Here is a 19,215-nt window from a genome sequence, read left to right on the forward strand (position 1 = left end):
CTGGCGGTTGAACTTTGACTGTCACCACAGGGACAAAGCGAACATCAAGCCTACTTCCCCAAGAGTAGTCCGTTTTCAGGAAGAGACCACGATCACCATCTAGCGAGGAGCGGCGTGGCAGGCCTGTTCTCCCGAAATATTGAAAACTCCCGTAAATAACGGGGTAATCAGACAACAGATGGATCAGAATCCATCCGCTCTACAAATCATACGATCGATAAAAAATCTGTAGCTCTTTTGTGACTGAGAATAGTCACGATATCATGGAGCGAATTTTCTAGATTGGAAATATCAAGGATACTTCCAAGAGAAATTCTGGCGCGCTGCGGAAAGTCACCATCCACTGTGAACACGTTGCTCGGGACCAATGCGATACCACGATGGCGCGCATATGATACAAAATCCACGCTACTCCACCACTCAGGAAGCTTTAACCACACATGCGGACCATTGGGATCCATGCCGTGGCTATCCCCCAGAATGTTTCGGGCGATCGACTGCCTGAGTCGTAATTCCTGCTTAATAGACCCCAAAATTTCTTTGGACTGTCCCGTCTGCATCCAGCGCAATGTCAGTGCACTCAATAGTCCTGCGTTTGTGAGGGCAAACGCCCGAACGGCAACAGCAAAGCGTCTGGTCATTTCGGCGTTTGGCAGAGCAACATAAGCGGTTCGCAAGCCAGGGCTCAAAACCTTCGCCAAGGTAGAGATATAGATTACACGGCCATGGTCGAGCGCGGCCAATGCAGGGACGGGATTGTCGTGCAGCAAACTGTAAGGATCATCTTCCACGACATAGAGACGATTATCGTGGACAATCTTCAGGACGTCCTTACGGCGCTCCAGTGACATTGTTACGGTCGTCGGGTTCTGAATAGCCGGAATACAATAAAGCGCTTTTGGCTGATATTGTCGGCAGGCCATTTCCAGTTGCTCGGGTATGAACCCATTTTCGTCGCCATCTACCCCGACAAGAATAATCCCAAGTTGATCAGCAACAGTTCGTATCCCGGAATAGGTAATACGATCCGTCAAAATAATGTCGCCCGGGCTAGCCAGAATACTCATGGTTGCCGCAAGAGCAGTCTGAGCACCAGGTACAACCAGCACATCATCTGGGCGTCTTGATCCAATAACAGGCTCAATCCACTTTACCGCATGCTGGCGCTCTTCCAGTGTCCCACCCGTTACGCGGTATGACATGAGATTGGAGATATCCTGCTTCTTCAGAAGAGCCGCAAGATCACTCTGCATAATGCGTTGAAGTGGGGGATTTTGAGGTATCGGCGGCAAATTCATCGTCATATCAACAATGGCCGCTTTGGGAGATCGCCAATGGCTGACTTCGGCCCCCATCCTGACAAAAGTGCCGCGCCCTACTGTGGCATTAATCAGTCCACGACGATGCGCTTCCCTGAATGCCCGCGTTACGGTTGTAAGGTTTGTCTCAAGAGCACTGGCTATCTCTCGCTGTGTAGGAAGCCGTTCACCACCGTGAATAATACCATTACGGATTGAGGCCGCCAAAGCCTCTACAATCGCGAGGTACATAGGCCCGTTAAAAAGGCCTACGTATTCATTCCATTTTTCTAATAATTTTTTGTTTTTCATCGATAAGACGCTTAATTATTTTCTAAGCGACTTCAGGATAAAACCGAAAAAGCGGTCCAGCGCCGGACCAATAAAATATCCAACGAATATGGATGCAAATGCCAGAGGCCATGCAAGATATTCATACGGTGCAAACCAGGCCTGGCCTTGAATAATCGTTATGACGGTTATGGCAACCAAAACGAAACCCCAAAGCGAAGACGACATAAAGGGAGCGAAATACCGCCCGTAAATCCCATTTTCTTTTTCAGAAATCGCTTTCGATATACCAATATGATACAGAAAAATCATTGATGAGACAAAGCAGCCAAACAAGGCCATCCAGCTTGTGTGGAAGTGATTTTTATCGTCAATGTACGTGTAGTAAAGAGCCAGCGCTACATAGGCATGCGCCAGGAACAGCCCCAGAACCATGCCAAAAAGCCGATGCTTTAGAACCGTCTCAGCTTCGACGTTTTTATTATTATAAACTTCGTTCTTATTAAATTGCTCAATCATGATTCTATTCTCTGTCCTGCAGCACGATCCAAGGCGTCGAGGTCAGTATATCCTCTGTCCATGAGCCTCCACTCTTTGGCGCAGATTGTCTGCCCTTTAGCGCCAATATGCAAATTTCTGCAAACAGATAACGCCGTTATAAATCAGTACAAATGAAGACAATTCCGGAAAAATCTGCACCATTGAGACATACAATATTTTAGTAGGCCGCCATCAAACATATATTTTCTCATATCGTATTGTTTTATAATGATTTTTTTATGTATGGAATTTAATATGAAAATATTATCTTCGCATCGAAGTACGCCTTCTCCCAAACTCTTCTAAATAAAAGACGCAAAAAATTTTACAGATTTTTTAAATCGTACATTTGAAAACCGAAAATGTATGTATCGGAAGCTTCTGAGTTCAAAATACTCTGTGCTCACAGCGTCACAGGAGTGCGCCTTAAAAATAAAATCTTTCGACATAATGACCTTGGCTTACTTTGTAACTCTGTGAAGGTTTTAAGAAAGGAGAAGATATTCCTTTCAAAAACACATCCCGTTCCATTAGCAGGCAGAACATTGATCCACGAACGGAAGAGATGCCTGTGTTTTCCATATCCAGGAATGACCTTTCCGCTTTTTGCCTCAGTGATACACGATGACGGAACTGGTCAAATCGCAGTCATGCTGGTCTCTTCTCTCATCCAAAATTCAGCGCCGGACAGGACGCAGAGATTCTGAAGATTTGTTGCAATCTGCATTTCTGAAGCTTCTAGAGCTCAAACCATCCAATATCCGCAATGTAGAAGCCTATCTTGTAAAAACAGCCCAAAATACGGCCTATGACAGTCATCGACGAGAACAGAATGGCCCCGTTGCCTACGTTGAAGACGACGATATAAAAGAACTTCCCTGCACAGGGCCCACGCCCGTCGAAACAGTCATGTCTCGACAACGCTTGGACATATTGGAAGACGCCATAAAAGATCTCGACCCACGGACACGAGAGATATTTCTACTTCATCGGCTCGAAGGTTTGTCTTACCCACAAATTGCAAAACGTTCCGGATGCTCAATTAGTAATGTGGAAAAACATATCAGCAAAGCTTTGGCCTTTCTGACAAAAAGACTTTTGGATTAAGATTTATGCCTACCCTTCATGATACGGCAGCTTTCTGGTTTGCGCGTTTGAATGCTCCCGATTGTTCGGAGCAGGATCGCGAGCATTTTTCTGTATGGTATCACCAAAATACCGCCAACGCGCAGGCGTATGAGCTTGTTTCTTCTATCTGGCATGCATCCGGGAAAGTAGCTTCGCACTCTGCGGAAACACCACTCACTATCACCGCATATCGCTTCAGCCGCCGCAAAATGCTGGCTGGCGCTATAGCGATGACTGTTGGCTCATTTGCTCTTCTTCCAGCCCCGGCAGAAGCGACGATACGCGCAACCAGAACTGGGCAACAAATTAGGGTGTCCGTTTCACCTGCAATGACAATTCTGCTGGATAGTGACAGCTCCGTTGCCATTCACAGCGAAAAAAACACTCTGGATCTGTTGTATGGGCAGGTCGAAGTTAACCTCAAAAACTGTGAAGCCCGTAACACGATAAACCTTGATCAGTGGAACATTGGGCTAATTTCAGGAACGTTCAATCTATCGAAGTCCTGCCTTAAAAACACCATTACGGTTTTAAACGGAGCAGCAGCTCTGGCACATCCGGATATGGCCGGATCGCACATACTCAAGGTGGGCGAACGCGCTACGATTTTGCCTGATAATAGGTTGCTAATTGATCGTCCGTCTTTGGAAGATGTACTCGCCTGGCGGAGTGGGCGACTGGCCTTTCGAGATACGCCGTTAAAGGAGGTTGCGGATGAAATGAACCGCTATTCGACCAGAAAGCTGGAGATCAGTCCTTCTGCTGCAAATCTGCGAATTTCAGGGTTCTATCATTTTGGGCAGAACGAGACCTTTGCGCGCCTGCTTGAAAATTTTCTGCCCATTCGCGCCAGCTTTGAGAAGACCATCACGATCATTAAGCTTTAATGACAACGACCATTTTCCACTGAGGGGATACGCGTCCCATTCGTCAACGAAGCAGACACCCATTGCGGCTTTATGCTTCGGAGACTCACTCATGCTTCGCCTCAGACCGTCCTTCCGACAGGCCATGCTGGCCGCGACGATTTTCGCAAGCCTGCCAGACTCAGCTTTTTCAGCCACTCCCCCCTCGCTGGAACTGCATATTGGTTCGCAATCACTGTCCTCGGCCTTGGCAGAGCTTTCCCGTATCAGCCATCAGGATATCCTGTTTTCAGAGGCAGCACTGGGATCACGCACAGCTCCCGCATTAAACGGAAAATACACGTTTGATGAGGCATTACGGCGACTCACACAGAATAGCGGCCTGCTTGTTTCCCGAGATGTCAGCGGCGCCATCACCGTCAAAACAGGGGGTGCATTGCCAAAAAAAACTCCACGCCCCGTAGCCGAAAAATCTGCCCCCGTCCGTGAAGAGGCTATGGTCGTTCTTGGTACGGGGCAATCCAGACAGGTTCAGACACTCTCACGCAGTGAGTTGCACAAAGCCGCACCAGGGACCTCTCCCCTAGCCGTGCTTTCTGAGCTCCCTGGCGTCAATTTCCAGTCTTCCGACCCCCTCGGGGCTTACGAGTGGGCTCAGCAGATTACCGTTCGTGGTTTTTTTACCGATCAGCTCGGCTATACCCTGGACGGAATTCCACTCGGAAACATGCAGTACCGTAACAACAATGGCCTAGCCATTGGGCGCGCACTGGAGACAGAAAATAACGGCCCAGTCACCCTTGCCCAAGGCACCGGTGGCTTGGGTACAGCCTCGACCAGTAATCTTGGCGGCACGATTCAGTTTTCATCCATTGATCCAACAGATCATTATGGACTGGACGTTTCCGGAACCGTGGGAAGCTCGAACACGTGGCGTGGATTTGTGCGACTCAACAGTGGCATTTTACCGGGCGGAGGAAAATTCTACGCCAGCTATGATTATCAGTATGCAGACAAGTGGAAAGGCTGGGGACAACAAAAGCAACAGCAGCTCAACTTCAAATATATTCAGCCTCTGGGCGATGCCGTCAAAGCCACCACTTACCTGGATTTTGATGACCGTCGCGAGGACGATTATCTTGATCTTTCTACCAGCCTGATCAAGCGGTTTGGCTATAATCATGACGACATCAGCAACAACTATAAGCTGGCTGAACAGATTGCCCGTGCTTACCAGGCAGGACAAACTCTGCCCTCTCCATACACATCACCAGACGATACATATTATCGTGGGGGCGGTGTTCGTCAGGACATGGTGGGCTACGAAAAATTCGATTATCACCTGCTCCCGCACCTGACAGGCTCCACGACAGTTTATGGTCATTATGACCGTGGACCGGGCACGTGGTCTGATCCGTACGATCCCACGCCTGCCAATCTTGGAGGGTCGCCGCTTTCTGTTTCGACAACAGAATATCGAATGCAGCGTGAAGGCGTTCTGACCAGTCTCGCGTATCAGCGCTGGAACCATAAAATCGAAGCCGGCTTCTGGTTTGAAAACAATCTTTTCAGTCAGGCTGCAAAGCTCTACCCGCTTCAGGAAGGGGTAACCCCGTCAAATTTTCAGCGCTTTTATGAAAATCCGTTTGCCGTGCAGTGGCAATATACATTCCGCACGCATGTTTATCAGTTCCACCTGGAAGACAGCTGGTCAATCACACCCAAGCTCCGTGTAAATGCTGGCTTCAAATCTTTGGTGTCGAGCAGCTCTGTAACAACGGCCCAAAGCACAAATCCGATTAATGCCTCCATTTCCGCATCTAATGGATTTCTGCCTCAGGTTGGCGTTCTGTATCGCTTTAATCGCCATCATGAAATCTTCGCAGATTTCGCACGCAACATGTCTGCCTATACGGCGTCAGCTTCAACCGGGCCATTTTCAACGACACAGGCAGGATTTTCGTACATCCACAACAAGCTGAAACCTGAAACAACCAATACAGAAGAACTTGGCTACCGTTTCCATAACGACAGCGTGCAGGCATCTCTGACAGGCTATTACGTCGATTTCGAAAATAGACTTCTGGCCTCCTCCATGAGCTCTGTCATTGTGGGCAACCAGAATGTGCTTGAAAACGTGGGAAGCGTAACATCTCGCGGTGTAGAAGCCGCAGCAACCTGGCGCTTTTTCCGGAACTGGTCTCTCTACGGCGCCTGGTCCTATAACGACGCGCATTACAACGATAATATCAAAAGCTCTGATGGGTCCATTCTGCGCATTTCGGGCAAGCAGGTCGTGGCTGCCCCACGCAACATCGGAAATTTCAAGCTCGCTTATGACGACGGGACGATCTGGGGCCAGTTTGGAGGCCAATATATGAGCCGCCGTTTCTACACGTTCCTGAACGACTCTCCCCTACCAGGGCGTGTCCTGTTCAACCTGTCAGCCGGTTATCGTTTCCATCGCCCGGGAATTCTCAAGGGACTGGAAGCACAGGTTAACGTCGTGAACCTTTTCGACAAGGGATACATTTCCAGCATTGGCACCACCGGCTTCAAGAACAGTGATCCAACCGGAGCCTATCAGACGCTCCAGGCCGGTGCTCCACGGCAGGTCTTTTTCACTCTGAGCAAACATTTCTTCTGATCAGCCAAGGAAAATTCTCATGCCATCACTATCACGTCGCGGCATTCTGGGAGCGGGAGGTGCCTTGCTGTCCACCACTCTGGTCAAGGGCGCTTTTGGACAAAGCACGCCAGCCATCTCGCACGAGCCTTTTTCATTCCTGTTCATAACGGACACGCATCTCCAGCCAGAACTGGATGCCATGAAAGGCTGCCAGATGGCCTTTCGGGCAGCCTCCAAAGAACAAGCAGATTTTGTCCTGCAGGGTGGAGATCACATTTATGACGCAATGGAAGTCTCTCTTCCTCGCGCACATAAGCTGCTTGATCTGTATGAAATGACTGAGCAGGAGCTTGGCAAAAAGGTTTACCATACTGTCGGCAATCACGACTGTTTTGGGGTCTATGCCAAGAGCGGGGCTTCAACGCAGAATGCTGAATTCGGAAAGAATTTTTTCCGTAAGGCATTTGGCGAAACCTATTATGCGTTTGAGCATAAAGGTGTTCACTTCATCGTTCTGGACTCCGTGACAATCACGCCAGATCGCGATTACGAGGGACGCTTTGACGCACGGCAAGTAAGCTGGTTGAAAGCCTACCTTCAGACAGTCCCCGCAACAGCACCGATTATTATTTCGACGCATATTCCTATGGTGACCGCATTTTACACCTATGCTGACGAAAGCCCGTCTCTTTTCAAGCACCAGGCACTAAGCACCGTGAATACACGAGAAATTCTGGCCTTACTTTCCGGACATAATGTTCTGGCTGTTTTCCAGGGCCATACTCACGTTCTGGAACAGGTGGAACATAACGGCATCCAATTTATCACTGGCGGCGCTGTCAGCGGAAATTGGTGGCACGGACTACATCTTGGAACCCCTGAGGGCTACATGATGGTTCATGTCGAGAACAATACCGTTCGCACGGAGTATAAAACTTACGGATTTCACACCGTCTCCCCTCAGAACACTTACTGACTCAAAATTAGTTTTAATTGGGGAATTATTTTCCAGCTGAGCCGCCTTCACTCTGATTTTACAATCGATTTGAAAGCGGCTCAGCTCATTTGTCTCTTTGCCCTTATGTGCTTCACACAAAGCCATCAAGGCAATCTATTACTGCAGCGATCCCAATGCTCTATCTTCGTGATGACCTTCAATGACGTGCGTCAGTTCATCCACGAGACAGATACGGGGGCCTCGAAACCGGTAGAATGCAATAACCTTGATGAGGCTATGCTCACCAGAATAACGTGTAGCGCGCGCGAAATGCACCGTAGCGGCGTTGTCACCGTCACAGATGATACGTTGGATGCTAATATCCAGCTCTCGGAGGCCGCTGCGTAAAGCCGTGGTATGGGTGCGAAAATCATCGAGCGTCATCTCCTGTCCATCGACGAACTGTCGATAGTCCGTCGTCATGAAATTGGAGAGTCCACTGATGTCTGAGGTAAAATCCGTAAAAGTGGCGAACATCTGGCGGATTGTACGCTCGTGTTTTTCCAATGACATAAAGCCTCCATTAATTTTCTGAATGTCATCAGAAGTCATATTGGAGAAAAACATGGCGCGCTCTCGAAAATAGGTCATATTTCGACTCATGTGCGCCAAAATATCTTCTCCCATACCAAGGATGCTTTCCACAGATACTGACATCTCGTGGTTATCGGCAGGACAGATCAGCCAACCTCAGCGTCGTATAACGGACCTTCATATCCACAAAACCGGCCAGATTATACTGATAGAACACGGGATTATGGTCGTCAAAACTGAAGGGGCTTACTGGCTGATCGGCCCGGGGCAATTTCTCTGGGTCCCGCCGAAGACAAATCACGATGCTCGCTCTCATGGAGCAATTTCTGGATGGAGCCTGTATGTCAGGGAAGATAGGTGCGCATCCCTTCCGGTCAGGCCTTTTGTCGCAGACAGTACGCGCTTGATAATGGCTCAAGCCGAGCGCCTGACATCTGTGATTGCTGATGAAAAATGGGATGACCGTACAACGCGCCTGGCTGAAAGCTTTTGGGATGAACTGCTTTCCATCCCTTGCAGTTCCGTCACATTGCCTGCCCCGAAAGACGTCAGGCTAAAGCTGGTCACCGAAGCTCTGAGCAGTGACCCGGCTGATGTGAGAGAACAGCAGGACTGGGCAAAGTTTGCCGGAATGTCCTTACGCTCTTTTGTGCGCCATTTTACCGCTGATACGGGGATGTCATTTTCAGTCTGGCGCCAGAAGCTCCGCATTCTCAGCGCGCAGGAAAAACTGGCGCGTGGCGAGAGGGTCACCTGCGTAGCTGCCGCGGTAGGCTACGAGAGTCTGGGTGCTTTCGCTGCGGCGTTTAAGAAAAGCACCGGATACGCCCCAAGCGATTACACGAAACGGGTAACCAGAAAGATTTAAAACCTTGACGCCCTTGTTCAGGAAAGGGCGTCAAGGTGTCGAACCTGCCTGCCGTGATCAGAAGTCTACTTTCAGGCGACCACCAACCATGCGTGGCGTTCCGGGAACGCCGAAAATACCATTCAAACCCGTGTCCCGTGTTACGTCATAATGGCGGTTCAGCAAATTGTTTGCATAGGCCGAGACGGACCATTTTCCGCTCTTAGGTGCGAACGTCAGACCAGCGTCCAGCAGGAAATAAGCTGGCAGCCGGTAAAGGTTATTCCCAGGAATATTTAACTGGGATCCGCGGTAACTGTAATCGACATAGGGCGTCAGCCCCCATGCTTCACCGAGCTTCACCTTGTAGGACGCAGAGCCCTCAAGCGTCAGCTTCGGAATTCCCATATCGACGTTATTGAAATTCTTGTACTGCGCGCTCAGCACGCCCGTCTTGATGTACGCAAGAGCGACAGCCGTTGAGTCGATAGCGTTGAAATCCTTATAATTCCCGCGCTCGTATCCAATATGTTGGTGCAGGACCAACCCCGCGATCGGGTTGGCATCAATCTCCATCTCCACGCCCCAGATACGGCTCTTGGGAATGTTGACGTACTGGCCGACCACGCCATAACGCGGGATAACGGCCAAACCGATCATCTGCTGATTATGATAATCGTACCAGAATGCATCACCATTGATACGAAGCTTGTGATGCAGATAATCAGACTTGAAACCAACTTCATACGCCAGAAGGGATTCCGGCTTTGTTGGATTAAGCTGCGATTCAACAACCGTATTGTTGGCTGTGAACCCTCCCGGCTTGAACCCTTTCCGAATTGACCCATAAAACATCAGATTATTGAACGCCTGATATTCAATGCCGCCCATTCCGGAAAACTGATTGGTCAAAGCACCATGTCGGCCATACCGGTTGTCAAAAGGCATTGGATACGCCGGAGTGTTATACCGCATAGTCCGCATATTATAGAGGGTACGGTCATCGGATTCATGCGTCAGGCCCGCCTGAAGATGCAGTCGTTTGGTGAGGGCAAAGCGCAAATGGCCATACTGACTGAACGCCTGCTGATCCTGATTATAGCTGGTCCGCTGCACATAAGGCCGGGACCCAGACTGGGAATAATCATTGAAAATGGAAGAACGCATTTGCGTGCGGTCATAATACATCCCCACTGTCCACTGAAGGCGTGACTGTGGGTTGCGCGATGCTAACTTGACCTCTTGCGAGAACATATTGGCATTCGTGTTGACGTCCACGTCATAGATTGCATAGCGCGTGCCATCCAGATCCATGAGATTATGAACGTACATCTGCTGGAATGCGCTGATAGTCGTCAGGTTCGCAAATCCTAGGTTCCGCGTGATATTAACGCCTGCCCCCCAGAAGGTGTTGTTATAAGATGGTTTTGTCTGTCCCTCATTACCTGACAACTTGAGAAATTCCGGGCGAAAGCCCCACGAGGTATCCCTGTTATTGCTGTAAGCTGGCGTATTTCTCGATAGATCCTGAATATTATAAACGCCGGTAGCCTGGGAATTATCCTGCATCCAGTTCCCACTAAAAACGATGTTCGTCTTATCGTCAGGCTGCCAGGCAACCTTTGCGCGCAAACCGCCTTTGTTGGCATTTCCCAAAGTCTGGCCTGTGTTGATGTTCTTCTGAAAGCCTCCCCCCTGCTGAGTAAAACCAGCAATCCGGTATTGCACGTTGGAGGTGATGGGGCCGGAAACATAGAGGTTGGTAATGCTGCGATTATAAGTCGCAATATCTTCCGACGCACCATAGTGAAGCGCCTTCGTCGGATCCGCCGTTTGAACGTTGATCTCACCAGCCGTCACGGTTTGTCCGTGCGTGTAACCGGATGGCCCGTTGCTGACATCCACACCCGCCATATCAAACATCGCAGCGCCTGCCATATATCCAATAGGCAAAGCTACGCCGTCCACATAGGTCATGACGGATGGCGTATTGTTGGAGGTAAAATCGTTTAGCCCCACACCACGCAATGTGAAATTGACACTGGAACTCGCACCTTGAGGCTGCACCGTGAGATTGGGCGCAAGATTCATCAGGCCTTTAACGTCCGTCACTTGATGCCTTGCAAGATCCGCAGCATCGATATGAGTGACTGAAATGCCCTGCTTCTGTCTCGCCGCCTGCCCAAACACGTTTCTCGTCTGCCGAACCATAATCGTCTCAGGTTGCGAAGATTGCATGGCCTTGCGATTATGCTGAACGGGAGACAACACAGGCTTTTGTGCAGTTGCCCCAGCTTTGGGGTGAGACGCATGTTTGTGAACTGCGCCCTTTGTGATTGGGGCCGCGACAGATGTTTCCGTACAGACGGAAAGCGTCATGGCAAGAGCGGTGCCGCACAGAAGAAAATAATTGTTATATCGGAACATTTCAGGTCTCCCCGGAATATCTCCGGTTATGAAGGTGGCGTGTTTCATGCATTCGCATGAGCGAATTTGGTGGAGAGAGACGTGTGGAGGCAGACGTGACTTACACGCCGTAATCTCCAGTAATCGCTTCCAGAGAACGGTTTTTGGTGGACGGCCCGAACAGGAGGATACTGAGCGCGCCACCGAACAAAATGACGGCGGTCAGCCCAAACACTCCTGCAAAGCCTACTTTGGGATATGCGGCACCAATCAAGAGCGGGGCAGCAATCGCTCCTACTCGACCAAGTGCCGATGCTGTTCCCATGCCCGTCGCACGGAGAGACGTTGGGAAAATTTCAGGAGTGTAGGCGTACACCCCGGCATACGTTCCATTCATGAAGAAGGAGAGCAGAAGGCCGGATACGAGAACTGCGGTCGAAGAACTCGCCATCCCCAGACCAAGAGCGCTGACCATCGCGGCAGCTAGATAACCTACAATGGTCGCTTTTCGTCCCCACGCTTCGTTGAAATAAACAGCGCTGAAATACCCGGGGATTTGCGCCACGTAGATTGCGATTGAAAAACCGAAACTATGCGCAATGGTAAAACCCCGAGCGATCAGGAGCGTAGGCAGCCAGGAAAAGAACGCATAATAGCTGAACGTTATGGACATCCAGAGAAGCCAGCTCATGATGGTGACCTTGCGCAGGCGTGCCGACAAAAGCTGCGTGAATTGCTTGGACATACGCGTGCATGGTGATGATGGCGCGCCTTCTGCCTCATAAGCCACCGATGGGCGCCCTAGTTCTCTTTCGATGCCACTGAGAACAGCATGAGCTTCCTGTCCTCGCCCGACGATCTGAAGCCAACGGGCAGATTCCGGCAGAGATCTGCGCCACCAAAGCAGCAGAACAACCGGACAGGCTGTCAGAGCCAGCGCCCAACGCCACCCGTCCGCAGATCCCGGTATCAGGGCGTAACCCAGCAGAGCCGCAGCAACGAAGCCAAAAGAGAAAAAGCCGGCCAGAGCACCAGTAAAGGCTCCGCGATAACAGCGCGGCACAAACTCTGAAAGATATGGAGCGATAATGGCGGATTCAGCGCCAGTCCCAAGACCCGCGATCATCCGTGTCAGAATAAAGCTGTGCCAGTTTGTACAGAAGGCCGAAGCCAAAGATCCAAGACAGTAGCAGGCCAAAGCCCACATCATGACGGATCGGCGGCCCCATCTGTCTGCAATCAAACCGGCACACAGCGCACCAATGAAATATCCCAAAAACGCGGAGCTGCCCAATAGCCCCAGCTGTGACAGGGACAGGCCCCATAAATGCTGAATAGCGGGCATCACGAATGCCAAAATGGCTCCATCAAGCCCGTCAAAGCAGTACCCTGCTCCCCCCACCAGAAGAAGCTTGTAATGAAAGCGGGAAAACGGAAGCTGCTCCAGCCGTTCTGAAATAGTCATCGATAGCGTTCCCGACACAAGGGAGAATGAAAAAACAAACTTCGTCAGGAAAAATCAGCGTGTGCCTCAGGCCTAACGAACGATGAGATTTTCTTTTCCATCGGGATATTTTGTCAGTATTTCGTATCCGGATTCAGTGATCAGAACTGTATCCGAATGCCGGTATCCACCCTGCCCTTTGATATAAATTCCCGGCTCAATACTGAAAATCATACCCGGCTGAATGACGTTATCTTCACCCAGAGCAAGGAACGGAGCTTCATGACTGGTAACGCCGAAACTATGGCCAGTTCGGTGTAGCGGCGTTTCATAGCCCGCGCGATGCGCAATAGCCTGGCAGGCCGCATCAATTTCGGAACCAATCGCACCCGGCTTAAGCATGCCGTATGCCGTATGGCGCATTTCCATCATGGTATCGAAGGGACGTTTCGCGTCTTCGGGGATATGATCCAAGAAGAACGTTCGCTCGATTTCCGCGCCATATCCGTTAATGCGTCCCGCAATAAGCCCCATAAACGGGCCTCCTGGTTCACACGGTGCGGTCAGGCATGAAAAATTATGCGGATCGTCTGTATAGGCAGGCGGCTGGATGAGACCGGCAGCCTTGCTGGACATGACATTATAAGCCGGTGCTTCCGTCAGGCAGCGGTGGTAAAAATAGGGTGTCACGTCTGAAATGGCCTGAGCCACCATCACACCTGGCTTGACCTTGCCCATCATCATGGCAAGCGCCTTGGTCATCACGTCACTTGTCCACGCGATACGTGAAATCTCATGGGCAGACTTAATCTGCCGGACGTCATCGACGATATTCAGGATCTGGCACCGAGGTCCGATCGCTGCCTGCAAATAAGCCGGACAGGCAGCCTCAATACCGATTGTGCCCTGCGCTGGCAGAATGCTCGCCAGACGATCAGACCATCGCGCTCCAGCAGGGGCTGGGAACTCGGCATACTCCGCGAGCGTCAGGGCACCGACCTTGTGCCGCTCCACATGCGGGATCTCAAGCCTGGGAACAATGAACGTCGCGTCAGAGGCAGTCAGAACCAGTACAAATGGACGCTCATGAACGAAATTAGCGAAATTTGTCAGGTAATAGATATTGTCGGGATCAAAAGAGACATACGCCGCATGGCCGGCTGCCTCCATTTTTTCCCGGACCTTCTTATGGCGTTCGGCCATTTCGGCGGGAGAAACCTGCAAAGCAGTAAGAGGCGGCATTGTCATGTCTGACCCTGTTGTGCTGGAGGGAGGTCTCTCAACGCTCCCATTCAAATTCTTATAAAAGCAATACAACCTACTTGTTTGTTGTGCGTCAAGATAAATTATTTGCGTATCGGAATGATTCGACCCTGTCCGTGCGCGACGTTTCCAGCCCTCTCAATCAGGGAGTTTTCAAGGCAATCCGAAGGAATTCTTCACGGGCAAATCTGCGCCAGACTTCAAAGGAGCGATAGAGATCCTCCAGCGGAATGCCTCGTGCCGTTTCAACTGCTAACCCACGCAAAAGCGCAGCATTCAGAAGTCGCAGATCAATAAACTCCTGACTGGGCGCCACACCCCGCTTTCCGGACAACCACCGCGTCATGAACTGGTCAATGCGGGCGAGAACCGGAGCTGTCACTTCTTCCAGATCCGGATCGCTTCGCCTTGCCAGCTCTATTTCCACCGTCGCAATAAATTCCGGCCCGGCGGTCACGAGTGCCCACATCGTATCCAGCATGGCATCAACACGCTGCTCAGGTGTTTCCTTGTTGCTGATAGCCTGCCTGTAGAGGCGCGCGCGCTTAAGAGCATAATGACGCAGGACCGTGGCCATAATCAGTGATTTTGTGGGGAAGTGGTGCTGCAACGCCCCAAGACTGACACCCGCCGCCTTTGCGATGCGCTGTATTGTTGTCGCGGCATAGCCCTGCGTTTGAAGCAGATTGACGGCCGCTTGCACAACCTTGGCACGCGTCGAGGCGCTACGATCAGCCTGCGTACGCCGCCGCACGGGGACGGAAGAAACACTCATGAGATTACAGACAGGCCCCTGATGCCAAAACCAACGATAGGAAATTCTCTTACAGTGAAGCTTCCGCTTCCGGAAATTCCTCTTCAATTCCATTCGCCAACGCTTCTTCCAATCAACACTTTCTTAGGGTTGCTGTTCTAGGCAAAGACCTCGGGACATGACGTTATCGAGATCATCAGTCTCTCCACATCTCGAATGGGCCTCTCAGGTTTGCCGGGAGGGAGGCATTTCCAGAAACCACTATGCTACCGCAGACCATCTATCGATTTGAAAATATCAGAGCGCTTTTCTGGCCTCTCTCCATCCCACATTCGGAATCCAATATGAAAATTCCGATTAACACCGCCCTCTAGAATGCATTTTTTCAAAAAGTATTTCTCCTGAAAAGATCAGGACTTTTTAGAAACTCAGTGTTTTCTTTTTGATTTTTCAGCCGTGGAAAATCGTGAAAATCAATATTTCCATTTTACAAAAACCACCTGAAATCATACCATTAGTTTACTTAAAACAAACCATTCGCATTCAGCGTCGACGAAGAAGCATAGGACTCACATGACAACGACAGTCAGTTCAGGCAGCTCCACGACCGTTAGCGGTACGACACAAAGCGGTTTCGTTGTCCGTGGTGGCGGCACACTGAATGTCTCAGGTGGCGGGAAAGCCAGCAGCATCGCTGTTTCTTCAGGCGGCGTTGTCAATGTCAAAAGTGGAAGCGCCTCTGGCATCGTACTGAGTTCTGGCGGCGCGAAATATGCTGCCAATGGCGCTCGGCTCTACACCTATTCCGGCGCGACAGTCACAGGTGTCACGGTTTTTTCCGGTGCTGAAATCAATAATCGAGGCGGTGTACTCAGCAACGTCACCGTTTCCTCTGGTGGATTTGCCCAGGAGTTCGGTAACAGCTACGGCCCATCCAAGGACTATTATACGACTGTTGCCAATGGCGGAGAATTCTCCGTGCAGGCTGGTGCGTCGTCCATTAGCGCCACGGTGTCTTCCGGTGGAATTTATACAGTTCATTCAGGCGCCATTATCAGCGGTCTGGACATTACCTCTGGCTCTCTGCTGACATTTGCAGACTTCAAGGCTGGTTCCAGCATGTCAGCCAGTGTCAGTGGCTCGACCTTGAATGTTTATTCAGCAGGTAAGCTTGTACAGTCCGTGGGCCTGGATACGACTGCCTATGATGGTCATAAGTTCGACGTCTCAGCGTCGTCGGGTCAGTACGATAGCGGCGGCATCCGGGTTACGGTCTGCTATCTATCCAACACCATGATTTTAACGCCAGGCGGTGAAAAGGCCGTTGAAACCTTGCAGATTGGTGATCTGGTCATGGTCAAACGGAATGGCAAACTTCAGCCAGAACCAATCCGCTGGGTGGGCCGTCGTTTTGTGGACGTCAAAGCCAGTGCAGACCCGGACAAATGGCCCGTCTGCATCAAGGCCAACGCACTCGCCGACAACGTCCCCCACAAGGACCTTCGTATTACCTCGGAGCACTGCCTGCATCTGAATGATCTGATGGTTCCGGCGCGGATGCTGGTCAATGGTCGTTCCATCACGACAGATACGTCCGAGAGCTTTTTCGAAATCTTCCATGTGGAACTCGAAACACACGGCGTTCTTATCGCCGATGGCGCAGAAGCTGAAAGCTATCTGGACACGGGAAACCGCACTTCGTTCGAACAGACCGGAGATGTTGTTCGCCTGAACAATCAGACATGGATGTCTGATGCTGCCGCGCCGCTAGGTGTAAACCGCGAGCAGGTCGAACCGCTTTATACGGCGCTTCTGGAACGTGCGATCAAGCTGGATATCGGCGAAACGTCGCGTCCCGCAGAACAAACTGATGACCATGATCTGCATTTGGTCACGACGGACAACACCGTGATTTATCCATCGCGGACAATGCAGGGATCGGTTCTGTTCCAGATCCAGCCGGGCGTCACATCGGTTCGTCTGGTTTCACGAAGCAGCCGCCCAGCAGATGTCATTGGTCCATTTGTTGATGACCGTCGCAATCTCGGCGTTCTGGTTGGGCAAATCAAACTCTGGGACAGCACAATTTGCCATTCCGTCACGTCCCATCTCTCTGCATCCGAGGACGCAGGCTGGTACGCTGAAACCAACGGTGAAGCCCGTTGGACGAATGGCAATGCTCTGGTGTCTCTGGGAAACCGGAATGCTGATGCGATCGGGATGCTGGAAGTTCAGGTTCTGAACGCAGGGCCATATCTTCTGGAGAGCCAGGACGATTCAGCGCTCCAGCTTTCTTTCGGCTAAGCCGTTAATAGGGGTCAGGAGCTTTTGGAGAGAAAGCTCCTGACCTTTCACTTTCGCCAGGTCAGGAGTTCTCAAGACAAGGCGTCGCCTGACGCGTTTCTCTGAGAAAGCGCCGGTTTTTCCCTTACTCCCCCAGAGAAACTGTGCGTTTTTGCTCACCTTCAAGAAGCTGAGTCTGCAGTTCCTTTCCCACCACACCAACACAAAGCGCGAGAGAAAGAGCTCCCGCATCAGGGTGACCCTTGCTTCTTTCACCATGGGTTCTAGCGCGCCCCATGCGAGGGAGAAGATCTTTCGTAGCCTCGGCAGCGGCTTGTGAGGCATTGGCGGCCTTAGACCATGCCACGGGCAGAGCCGCACCACCTGAAAGCTCCTGCTCAAGCATTTCCACAAATGGCACGAGAGCATCAATGAGGGTTTTGTCCCCAGGCTTGGCTTTCCCAAGAGACATGATGCGCTCCATTGCCTGCCTTACTCCCTGAGCAAGCTGCGTTGAAGAAGGAAGCGCATTGTCGTCCAGCGCCAGACTGAACGCTCTCAGGCCCTCGCCCCACAAAGCGCCAGACGTTCCGCCGGCACGATCTGCCCAAGCGTCTGCCGCCGCTGAAAGCGTGGTTGCAGGCCCAGCTCCTGAAATCGCCGCTCTGGCGGCCGCAGCTTTAGCGGCAGCCGAACCGCGGGCCATTCCCTGACCATGGTCTCCATCTCCCGCCACCGCATCGATATGACCCAGCTCAGTTTCTGCCGCTGCAAGAGCCTCGGCCAAGGTGATCATAACTCCCGAGACGCACTGACCACCTCGCCGCCCTTCTGCTGTGGACGATTTCATGTATGTCACGCTGGTCTCGACTGGCGCGTCCTCGAAAGTTGTATCTACTTCTTCAATCAGACCATGGCGCAACGCGGCCGTATCAACTGGAGCGCACCAGAGGCGCTCCAGTTCTTCATCAAGCCAGGTCAAGGTCAGTGAACAGCCTGCCATATCAAGACTGGTGACATATTCTCCAACCAGAGGGGCCACAGCCGTCAGGCCTGCTTTTTCCAACAGGGGCGCCAGTGCTTCCCACAGAACAAACAGTTCCTCCTGTTTCGTGCTTCCCAACCCGTTGAGAGTCAGAGCCACACGCCGGGATGCCCCGGCAGGCAGTTCATTTAGGACTTTTTCCAGCAGGATCTGTGCCAGGACCTGCGGTGTCGGAATACTCTCTTCCCCGATCCCCGGCTCCCCATGCACACCAAGCCCAAGCGCCATTCGGGCATTCGGAACGTGAAACAGCTTGTCTGCTTCGCCCGGCAGTGTGCAGCCATCGAAAGCAACGCCGAATGTTCGTGTCTGACGGTTTACGCGATGACCAATCTGTTCGACAGCGTCCAGATCCAGCCCTTCTTCCGCAGCAGCGCCCACAATCTTGAAAATTGTCAGATCACCCGCAATACCGCGCCGACGTTCCCTCTCGTTTTCTGTCGCGCTGGCCACGTCATCCATGGTAGCAAGAATGCGAACGTCATATCCCTCTGCCCGCAACCTGTCGGCGGCGATACCGAAGTTCAGAACATCTCCAGCATAATTGCCAAAACCCAGAAGAATGCCTCCGCCGAGATCAGCCTGACGGACGACACTTTGAATGGCCTGCGTTGACGGAGACGCGAAGATATCTCCAGCAATGGCCGCGTCTGCAAACCCAGTTCCTACATATCCGATGAACGCCGGATAGTGCCCTGATCCTCCCCCTACGACGACAGCCACCTTACCTTTTGAACCCGGTTTGGCGCGCACAACACCACCCCGGACCATTTTGACAAGGTCTCGATGCACCATGCTGTATCCATGCAGGGCCGAGGCTGCGAATTCGGAAGCATCGCCACAGATCTTGGTCATGTGAGTCTCTCCTTCATCAGGATGAAAAGCTGCTG

The 19,215-nt window shown here is 51.4% G+C and carries 14 protein-coding genes; 6 read left to right on the plus strand and 8 right to left on the minus strand.

All coding sequences use genetic code 11. The annotated features are described in order from the left end of the window. Nucleotides 1–206 precede the first annotated feature (206 nt). Nucleotides 207–1,610, minus strand: coding sequence for a PLP-dependent aminotransferase family protein (locus tag R5H23_RS10105; protein WP_408874345.1), 1,404 nt, complete (start codon nt 1,608–1,610; stop codon nt 207–209). 15 nt (nt 1,611–1,625) lie between these two features. Further along, nucleotides 1,626–2,108, minus strand: a complete 483-nt coding sequence (locus tag R5H23_RS10110) for a hypothetical protein (protein WP_317215319.1) — start codon at nt 2,106–2,108, stop codon at nt 1,626–1,628. Between the two features lie 645 nt (nt 2,109–2,753). Between R5H23_RS10110 and R5H23_RS10115 the strand changes: the two genes are divergently transcribed. From R5H23_RS10115 to R5H23_RS10130, 4 genes are all read left to right on the plus strand, one after another. Next, nucleotides 2,754–3,236, plus strand: a complete 483-nt coding sequence (locus R5H23_RS10115; protein WP_046900512.1) for an RNA polymerase sigma factor — start codon at nt 2,754–2,756, stop codon at nt 3,234–3,236. 5 nt (nt 3,237–3,241) lie between these two features. Next, complete coding sequence (locus R5H23_RS10120) at nt 3,242–4,144, plus strand: DUF4880 domain-containing protein (RefSeq protein ID WP_317215321.1); 903 nt, start codon at nt 3,242–3,244, stop codon at nt 4,142–4,144. 91 nt (nt 4,145–4,235) lie between these two features. After that, nucleotides 4,236–6,770 (plus strand): TonB-dependent receptor, encoded by a 2,535-nt coding sequence (locus tag R5H23_RS10125; RefSeq protein ID WP_317215322.1) that lies wholly within the window; start codon nt 4,236–4,238, stop codon nt 6,768–6,770. Between the two features lie 19 nt (nt 6,771–6,789). Beyond that, complete coding sequence (locus R5H23_RS10130) at nt 6,790–7,728, plus strand: metallophosphoesterase (protein WP_317215323.1); 939 nt, start codon at nt 6,790–6,792, stop codon at nt 7,726–7,728. 138 nt (nt 7,729–7,866) lie between these two features. Here the strand turns inward: R5H23_RS10130 and R5H23_RS10135 are convergent, their stop codons facing one another. Further along, the gene (locus R5H23_RS10135) at nt 7,867–8,394 is read right to left on the minus strand and encodes a nuclear transport factor 2 family protein (RefSeq protein ID WP_317215324.1); all 528 of its coding nucleotides are present in this window, start codon (nt 8,392–8,394) and stop codon (nt 7,867–7,869) included. On the opposite strand from R5H23_RS10135, the gene R5H23_RS10140 reads away from it, so the two are divergent. Beyond that, entirely contained in the window at nt 8,384–9,151 is a 768-nt protein-coding gene (locus R5H23_RS10140) for a helix-turn-helix transcriptional regulator (RefSeq protein WP_317215325.1), read from the plus strand. The two genes, R5H23_RS10135 and R5H23_RS10140, sit on opposite strands and share 11 nt — an antisense overlap. Nucleotides 9,152–9,208: 57 nt before the next feature. Here the strand turns inward: R5H23_RS10140 and R5H23_RS10145 are convergent, their stop codons facing one another. The 4 genes from R5H23_RS10145 to R5H23_RS10160 form a co-directional block, all read right to left on the minus strand. Beyond that, nucleotides 9,209–11,557, minus strand: coding sequence for a TonB-dependent receptor domain-containing protein (locus tag R5H23_RS10145; RefSeq protein WP_317215326.1), 2,349 nt, complete (start codon nt 11,555–11,557; stop codon nt 9,209–9,211). A 100-nt stretch (nt 11,558–11,657) separates the two neighbouring features. Then, nucleotides 11,658–13,001: an MFS transporter gene (locus R5H23_RS10150; RefSeq protein WP_317215327.1), complete on the minus strand. Its 1,344-nt coding sequence runs from the start codon at nt 12,999–13,001 to the stop codon at nt 11,658–11,660. 72 nt (nt 13,002–13,073) lie between these two features. After that, the gene (locus tag R5H23_RS10155; RefSeq protein WP_317215328.1) at nt 13,074–14,228 is read right to left on the minus strand and encodes a Xaa-Pro peptidase family protein; all 1,155 of its coding nucleotides are present in this window, start codon (nt 14,226–14,228) and stop codon (nt 13,074–13,076) included. A 157-nt stretch (nt 14,229–14,385) separates the two neighbouring features. Further along, entirely contained in the window at nt 14,386–15,018 is a 633-nt protein-coding gene (locus R5H23_RS10160; RefSeq protein WP_046900504.1) for a TetR/AcrR family transcriptional regulator, read from the minus strand. 552 nt (nt 15,019–15,570) lie between these two features. Between R5H23_RS10160 and R5H23_RS10165 the strand changes: the two genes are divergently transcribed. Continuing rightward, complete coding sequence (locus R5H23_RS10165) at nt 15,571–17,301, plus strand: Hint domain-containing protein (protein WP_317215329.1); 1,731 nt, start codon at nt 15,571–15,573, stop codon at nt 17,299–17,301. Nucleotides 17,302–17,425: 124 nt separating this feature from the next. On the opposite strand, the gene R5H23_RS10170 is transcribed toward R5H23_RS10165, so the two are convergent. Next, entirely contained in the window at nt 17,426–19,180 is a 1,755-nt protein-coding gene (locus R5H23_RS10170; protein ID WP_317215330.1) for a dihydroxyacetone kinase family protein, read from the minus strand. Nucleotides 19,181–19,215: the final 35 nt, after the last annotated feature.

Source organism: Gluconobacter sp. GP1 (assembly GCF_032913585.1).
GTDB lineage: Bacteria > Pseudomonadota > Alphaproteobacteria > Acetobacterales > Acetobacteraceae > Gluconobacter > Gluconobacter cerinus.